Origin of the sequence: Amycolatopsis sp. NPDC059021 (assembly GCF_042739895.1) — a bacterium.
In the GTDB taxonomy this organism is placed as follows: domain Bacteria; phylum Actinomycetota; class Actinomycetes; order Mycobacteriales; family Pseudonocardiaceae; genus Amycolatopsis.
In genome coordinates, this window is record NZ_JBHYIQ010000029.1 from 6,259 (window position 1) to 12,456 (window position 6,198).

Below are 6,198 nucleotides of genomic sequence, written 5' to 3' on the forward strand. Positions count from 1 at the left end.
GGCGCGTGGCTCCGGCGCCCCTGCGGGCCCCCGGGGGGGGGGGGGGGGGGGGGCGGGGGGTCCCCCCCCCCGGGGGCCCCCCCCCGCGCCCGCCCCCCCCCCCCCGGCGCCGGGTACCCCCTGGCAGATGGCCTCAGTCGTGCGCCAGCTTCGGCCACAACGTCGCCCACGGTTCGTTCCGCCCGGTGGCCAGCCAGACCGGCTGCCCGTCGACCGCGTTGGCGACCGGGAGTCCGGTGTGGACCTTCCCGATCGGCCGCAGGTGGGCGAAATGCCCGAGCAGCAGCCGTGGGTCTTCGCCGACGAACAGCACGTCCGTCGCGCCTTCCGGCGGTACCACCAGTGTCGTGTAGCCGCGGTCGGGGCTCGCGGGCTCCGGGAGACCGAGGTCACGCCCGAACCGGTCGAGCGCACTCGCGCCCCAATAGCTCTCGGCGAGCACCGCGGTGCGGGAGCGTTCCGGCTCGGGCAGCGCGGCGTACGTCCCGGCAACCGACTTCGCTACCTCGGGCCAGCCGATCTCCTGGGTGGCGAACACCGGCTTCGGCAGGCCAGGGTGTTCCGTCAGCCACGCCTGCGGCCACACCGGCAGCGAAAGCGGGACGACGACGAGCGCCGCGACGAGGTAGACCGGCCAGGTGGCGACCCAGCGCCACCACCGGGCGGCCCTGCCCCGTTCCAGCTCGACCGCGGCCGCCGCCCAGCACGGCGCGAACATGCCCGCGACGTAGTAGTTGCGGCCGTTCACCGCGAAGAACACGACCGCGAGGCCCAGCGTCGTCCAGCCGAGGAAGCGGTACGGCCGTAACTCCGCCGAGCGCAGGAGCCGCCACACGCCGTAGCAGAGCAGGGCGACGCCGACCGGAATCCCGGCGACGATCAGCAAGGACGGCAGGAACACCAGCCTGCCACCCCAGGTGTGCTCGACCTCGTGGGAGATCGCCGCGCCCATGCCCAGCTGCGGCCACCCGTGCGTGGCCTGCCAGATCAGCGTCGGCACCAGCGCCAGCACGGCGATCAGCGCGCCGAGCCACAACGCCGGGCGGCGGAGCAGCTCTCGCGGCCCGCAGACGAGGATCGCGATCCCCGCGACGATCCAGAATCCGCCGATCAGGAACTTCGTGTACAGCGCGGCCGCGGTGATCACCCCGGCCCAGACGAGCAGGCCGTCCCGCCGCGTCCTGATCCAGCGGACCAGCACCCACAGCAGCAGCGCCCACAGGAACGGGTCGATCGTGGACGTCGCGAGGTAGTGCCCGGTCGCGACGAACTGGGTCGCCACCGCGAACGTCGCCGCGGCGATCGTCTGGGCCTTACCCCGGCCGCCGAATTCCCTGGCGATCAGCGCGGTGAGCACGACACCGGCGAGCATCGCCAGTATCGCCGGAATCCTGAGCACGAAAGGAGATCCGGGCCCGATCGTGTCCATCGCCCTCGCCAGCAGCGGCAGGAGCGGCGGCTGGTCGACATACCCCCAGGCCAGATGCCGGCCGGCCGCCAGGAAGTACAGCTCGTCGCCGAAGTAGCCGTACCGGTTCGCGGTCAGCACGAGCGCGACGGCGAGCAGCGCGGTGACGGCGGACACCGGTTTGGCGGCGAACCGCGCGATCGTCTTCGGTTCCGCCGGAAGCGTCGTTTTCTCTTGTGTGGCAGTCACTTTCACTCCCATCGGAAGAAGCGGGCGGCGAGCGCGATGCCCGCCACGGCGAACACGGCCATCGCGACGAGCTGGGTCACGCCGGGCGCGTTCCCCGCCCACGTCTCCCGTAGCGAGTTCAGCGTCGCCCCGAGCGGCAGGACGTCCGCGGCGCTCTGCAGGAAGGACGGCAGCTGTTCCTTCGGCACCCAGACACCGCCGAGCGCCAGCATCGGGAAGAACGCCGCGGCGCCGATCCCGCTCGCGGCCCTGCCGGTCGGCGCCAGCGCGGCGACCACCAGCCCGACGGAGAACAGCGCGACCGTGCCGAGCACGAGCGACAGCGCGAAGCCCGCCGGGTTCGCCGGCAGGTCCATGCCGAGCGCGAGCCTGCCCACGCCGGTGATGATCAGGACCACGATCACCGCGGCCGCCAGGTTCACCAGCAACTGCGCGGTGAGCAGCCTGGCCGGCGGCACCGGGCTCGCCGAAAGGCGTTTGAGCACCCCCTTTTCGCGGTAGGTGGCGATCGCGGCCGGGAACAGCGTGAGCGCGAGCATCGCGAGCAGGATCGTCACCGACATCGGCGCGATCAGCGTCGACAGCGGCGCGTGCCCGCCGAACTTCGGATCGGGTTTCCTGGTGTCCGGCATCAGCCCGAACACCAGCAGCAGCGCGACCGGGATGCCGAGCACGGTGATCGGCGCGCCGGGATCGCGCAGGAACAGCTTCGCCTCGACGGCGGTCATCTTGGTCAGTGCGGCCATGTTCCTTGTCCTGTCCAGCCTTGTCCTAGTCCAGTTTCCGGCCGGTCAGCGCGACGAACGCGTCGTCGAGGCTGGCCTGGTCGACGCGCAGGTCGCCGGCGATCACCTGGGCGCGGGCGAGATGGGAGGTCACCGCGTGCAGGACGTTGCCGCGCCCGGTGACGACGAGCTGTCCGCCGTGTTCGTCGACTCGCCGTACCTCGGGCAGCGCTTCGAGCTCCCGAGGGTCGATCGGCCGCGACGGGCGGAAGCGGATGCGCTGTTCGTCGTTCACCCCGGCGACGAGCCCGGCCGGGCTGTCGATGGCGACCACGCGGCCGCTGTCGATCACGGCGAGCCGGTCGCAGAGCCGCTCGGCCTCCTCCATGAAGTGGGTGACCAGCAGGATCGTGACGCCCTGGTCGCGTACCGCCTCGATGAGGTCCCAGGTGTCGCGGCGGGACTGCGGGTCCAGTCCGGTGGTGAGCTCGTCGAGAACGGCGATCTCCGGGCTGCCGATCAGCGCGAGCGCGATGGACAGCCGCTGTTTCTGCCCACCGGAAAGCTGCTTGTACGCGGTGTCCCGCTTGTCGGTGAGGCCGAGCGTCGCGAGCAGCTTCTCCGGATCCGCGGGCGTGCGGTAGAACGACGCATACAGGTCCAGTGCCTCGCCGACGCGGAGCTTGTCCGGCAGCTGGCTTTCCTGCAACTGGATACCGACGCGCTGGCGTACTTCGTCCCTGTCGCGGCGCGGGTCGAGCCCGAGCACCGACACCGTGCCGCCGTCGGGCACCCGCAGGCCTTCGAGGCATTCGACCGTGGTCGTCTTGCCCGCGCCGTTGGGCCCGAGGATACCGAAGATCTCGCCGCGCTCGACGTCGAACGAAACGTCGTGCACGGCGACCTTGTCCCCGTAGCGTTTGTGCAGCCCGTGCACCTCGATGACCGGCATCCGGCCGTCCCCTCTCGTCGGGTTTCCCGTCGTGCTCGAGAATCCCGCGCGGGCGCGGTCCGGCGGATCGTCGGAGCGGCCAGAACCGGAATCCACCGGCAGGCTGCCGCCATCAACCGATCGGTGGATCGGACGCCCCCTAGGGGTGCCGCTTCCAGGTCAGCGCGATGTCCTTTGTGGACAGCCAGGCGGCCAGGTCGTAGCCGTGCGTGGCGAGGCCCTCGACGGTGGCGTAGGTGGTTTCGAGCGCGTACTCGGCGTCCTGAGGCGAAAGCAGGTCCTGCGCGACGGCGGCCACCAGTTCGTCGGTGTCGATGACCCGTACCGACACCTTGTCCTTGAGCACCAGATCGAGGTAGAGGTCCGTGGTCGTCCAGCGGCTCCCGTCGCGGTCGACGCGGACGACGTCGGCGTAGAAGTCCTGGTCGCGCTCGTGGCCGGGGTTGTACCAGAAGTCGGTCAGGCGGAGTCCGAGGCCGGGCAGCAGCCACGATTCGAGATAGCGGAACTGGGGCCTGCCCGGGGCAGGGCGGGCCAGGTACAGGCCGAACGGCTCCTCGCGGTACTCCTCGACGTCGCGGGTGATGCCCTTGGGATCGGTGTTGGTCCTGGCGGCGACGTCGAAGATTTCGCGCTTCGGCGGGTGCAGGTCGGTCATCGCCCCATCCTGCCCGGCCGGGCGGCGGACCGGGCGGAAAACCGCCGAACGCCGGTGTCGTGCCGCCGCGGGCGCTAGGGTGCCGCGAAGCATCATCACGAGTCTGGGGGAGCGGGAGTTGTTCGGGATCATCAGGCCCTGCCGTCACCGGCTGTCCGGCCGGTTGCACGCGGACTGGCTGGCGCATCTGTGCGGGCTCTGCCTCGCGTTGCGCGACGAGCACGGCCAGTTCGCCAGGGTGGTGACCAACTACGACGGGCTGATCATCTCGGTGCTGGTGGAGGCGCAGTCGCCCGGGAGCGGGCGGCGCGACGCGGGGCCGTGCGCGTTGCGCGCGATGCGGCCGGCTTCCGTCGCCGAGGGCGGCGGCGCGCGGCTCGCCGCGGCGGTGTCGCTCGTGCTCGCGTCGGCGAAGGTCGGTGACCACGTGGCCGACCGGGACGGTGCCTTCCGGCGGCGTCCGGTCGCGGCCGCCGCGCGCCGGGTCGCGGCCCGCTGGGCGGATCAGGGCGGCCGCACCGGGGCCCGGCTCGGTTTCGACACCGCGGTGCTCACCGAGGCGGTCGGCCGCCAGGCCGAGCTCGAAGGCGCGGTCCGGCTCGGCGACTCGGCCCTGCTGGCCACCGAACCGGCCGAACTGGCGACGGCGGCGGCGTTCGCACAGACCGCGGTGCTGGCCGGACGGCCCGGCAACAAGGCACCGCTCGCCGAGGCGGGCCGGTTGTTCGGCCGCGTGGCGCACCTGCTCGACGCCGTCGAAGATCTGGCGGAGGACGCGGCCGCCGGGGCGTGGAATCCCTTGCTGGCGACGGGAACCGACCTCGCCGAGGCCCACCGGTTGTGCGCGGACGCCGTCCTGGGCGTCGAACTCGCGCTGCGTGAGGCGGAATTCACCGACTCGGCGCTGGTGCACGTCCTGCTCGTGCACGAGCTGCGGCAGGCCGTCCGCCGCGCCTTCGGACATCACCACCTGCAGGACCATCAACAGCCGCCGCCGGGGTGGATCGGACCGGGGCCGCGACCGCAGCAGCATCCGCATCAACCGGGATTCGGCCCGCCGCCCGGTTACGGGCCACCGCCGCACCAGGGGACGCCACCTCCCGGGTACGGGCCACCCGGCGTACCTGGTCCCGGTGGGCCGGGCGGTCCCGGAGGCCCAGGTGGTCCCGGTGGCCCCGGTGGCCCCGGTGGCCCGCCGCCCGAGCCGCCGAAGGACCCCGGGCCGAAGGACGGCCAGGGCGGCGGCTGCTGGGTGCCGAAGTTCGCCGTCCCGCCCCGCGAACGGAACTTCTTCGCGGGCTGCGGCGTAGCGACGTACATGTGCTGCACCTGCCAGTTCTGCTGCCGGGATCCCTACCCCGGCCCGTGGAGCGGCAAACCCATCGGCACGTCGTGCGACGGCTGCGGCTGTGACAGTTCGTGTTGCGAGTGCTGTTCCTGCTGCGACTGCGGCTGCTGAAAGGAACCCCGATGACCGAGCCGATGGACGAACTGCACAGTCGCGGACGGGCGAACTTCGCCGAACTGGTCGAAGGCGGCGAGCAGCGGCTGGACGCGTTGTTCGCGACCGTCCCGGCACTCGGCGAGCTGGCGGTCGGCACGGTGTACGGCCACCTGCACGAGCGGCCGGGACTGGACGCCAGGACGCGCGAAGCCGCGACGCTCTCGGCGATCGTGGCGGCGGGGATGGCCGGCCCGCCGTTGAGCATGCAGCTGAAGACCGGACTGGCCTCGGGACTCTCACCCGCCGAGTTGTGCGAGGTGGTCGTCCAGGCCGCCGCGTTCGCCGGCTTCCCGCGCGCGGTTTCGGCCGCCGACCAGCTCAACCGCCTCTTCGACGAAGCGGGCCTGCCCTCGCCGCCGCCTCCCTCCCCGCGCGAGGTCGTCCTCGAGTTCTGTGCGCGGGTGCGGGCGGGGGAGCGGGACGCGGTCGCGCCCGAGGTGCTCGCGGTGCTGTCCGGCTGCGACCGGCCGGAGGTGCGCGCGACCGGCCCGGACCGCGTGGTGGTCGAGTGCTACGGCGACGCGCCCGTACCTTCCGCGCTGCTGTTCTGCACCGTCTCCGGCACGGCCGTCACCGACGTCACCGCCTACCGCCCCGGCTGACCTCGCACACCGGCGCGGCATGCGCGGTCCGGCGGTGCTAGGCGCGACGTCCTTGTCGCGAACGCTCCGTTCGGGACGTTGATCGTCCCGGACGGAGCGT

The 6,198-nt window shown here is 72.4% G+C and carries 6 protein-coding genes; 2 read left to right on the plus strand and 4 right to left on the minus strand.

The annotated features are described in order from the left end of the window. Window positions 1-133: 133 nt before the first annotated feature. From ACFWX1_RS19030 to ACFWX1_RS19045, 4 genes are all read right to left on the minus strand, one after another. Window positions 134-1,669: an ArnT family glycosyltransferase gene (locus tag ACFWX1_RS19030; protein ID WP_378388964.1), complete on the minus strand. Its 1,536-nt coding sequence runs from the start codon at window positions 1,667-1,669 to the stop codon at window positions 134-136. Then, the gene (locus tag ACFWX1_RS19035; RefSeq protein WP_378388966.1) at window positions 1,660-2,403 is read right to left on the minus strand and encodes an ABC transporter permease; all 744 of its coding nucleotides are present in this window, start codon (window positions 2,401-2,403) and stop codon (window positions 1,660-1,662) included. The genes ACFWX1_RS19030 and ACFWX1_RS19035 overlap by 10 nt, the downstream gene beginning before the upstream one ends. 25 nt (window positions 2,404-2,428) lie before the next feature. Beyond that, window positions 2,429-3,334: an ABC transporter ATP-binding protein gene (locus ACFWX1_RS19040; RefSeq protein ID WP_378388968.1), complete on the minus strand. Its 906-nt coding sequence runs from the start codon at window positions 3,332-3,334 to the stop codon at window positions 2,429-2,431. Window positions 3,335-3,473: 139 nt separating this feature from the next. Beyond that, on the minus strand, window positions 3,474-3,992 hold the full coding sequence (locus ACFWX1_RS19045; RefSeq protein ID WP_378388970.1) for a DUF402 domain-containing protein: 519 nt from the start codon (window positions 3,990-3,992) through the stop codon (window positions 3,474-3,476). Between the two features lie 118 nt (window positions 3,993-4,110). On the opposite strand from ACFWX1_RS19045, the gene ACFWX1_RS19050 reads away from it, so the two are divergent. Next, window positions 4,111-5,451 (plus strand): DUF5685 family protein, encoded by a 1,341-nt coding sequence (locus ACFWX1_RS19050; protein WP_378389114.1) that lies wholly within the window; start codon window positions 4,111-4,113, stop codon window positions 5,449-5,451. Window positions 5,452-5,462: 11 nt separating this feature from the next. Next, entirely contained in the window at window positions 5,463-6,098 is a 636-nt protein-coding gene (locus ACFWX1_RS19055; protein ID WP_378388972.1) for a carboxymuconolactone decarboxylase family protein, read from the plus strand. Window positions 6,099-6,198 lie beyond the last annotated feature (100 nt).

Excerpts from the sequence above, each read along its gene's own strand:
- ACFWX1_RS19030 (WP_378388964.1), bottom strand. The coding sequence starts at position 1,669 with ATGGGAGTGAAAGTGACTGCCACACAAGAGAAAACGACGCTTCCGGCG.
- ACFWX1_RS19035 (WP_378388966.1), bottom strand. The coding sequence starts at position 2,403 with ATGGCCGCACTGACCAAGATGACCGCCGTCGAGGCGAAGCTGTTCCTG.
- ACFWX1_RS19040 (WP_378388968.1), bottom strand. The coding sequence starts at position 3,334 with ATGCCGGTCATCGAGGTGCACGGGCTGCACAAACGCTACGGGGACAAG.
- ACFWX1_RS19045 (WP_378388970.1), bottom strand. The coding sequence starts at position 3,992 with ATGACCGACCTGCACCCGCCGAAGCGCGAAATCTTCGACGTCGCCGCC.
- ACFWX1_RS19055 (WP_378388972.1), top strand. The coding sequence starts at position 5,463 with ATGACCGAGCCGATGGACGAACTGCACAGTCGCGGACGGGCGAACTTC.